Genomic DNA, 653 nt, shown 5'->3' with positions numbered 1-653 from the left:
CTGATCCGCTCCGAGTCGGATTTTCACCGTGATTAGAACTCTCAACCCACAGTCAACGCGCGGCTGCCATCAGGCGGTTGGTGTGCTATGACGTTAGGCAGAAAAAGATGAACAAGGTAATCAGAAAGTCCGACACCAACGTCAGCGTTTACTACAGTAACGGTGGATTCGCTCACAACATGTATGGACGCAACATCGCTCTCGACATCGGAGATAAGCGAACGCTCGTTTTCGTAGACCTTTCCAAAAACTACCGATCGAAAAATAAAGAATCGAACGACTATTTAGATATCATCGAGCTTCAAGAAGAAGCAGACGAGCTTAGTTCATTCAGCATTCAGGAAGAAAAAATTAGAGACATATTTGAATCTGCGATTTCGAAAAAACCCGAAAACAAATGGAAGCTAGAACTCGATATGGGAGGTGGAAAGATTCGGATATTCACAGTTGAGCCTTTTCCTGATGAAAACGGCGTAACCTTCAAAATAAAGTATGCCTAACCAGGCAGCCCATACAACTCCGGCCAGCGCTCCGCGCTGACCTACGCGTATGGCTTTCACGTTATCCAAGGAAATGAAGTTCTGCTGTCACGCCGCCAATGGCCGTTTCAATGATCGCCTCAACGTAGGTGAATTCCTGATTGCGGGAGTCGA

1 protein-coding gene is annotated in these 653 nt (G+C 46.6%); it reads left to right on the top strand.

Features of this window, described 5'->3' with window-relative positions; all coding sequences use genetic code 11:
• The first annotated feature begins 179 nt into the window (after positions 1–179).
• Entirely contained in the window at positions 180–500 is a 321-nt protein-coding gene (locus tag JIN85_RS20760) for a hypothetical protein (RefSeq protein WP_200274451.1), read from the top strand.
• The last annotated feature ends 153 nt before the right edge of the window (positions 501–653 follow it).

Origin of the sequence: Luteolibacter pohnpeiensis, assembly GCF_016595435.1 — a bacterium.
GTDB lineage: Bacteria > Verrucomicrobiota > Verrucomicrobiia > Verrucomicrobiales > Akkermansiaceae > Luteolibacter > Luteolibacter pohnpeiensis.
Note: the sequence above shows the minus strand (reverse complement) of the source record. Positions and strands in the feature narration are given on the sequence as shown.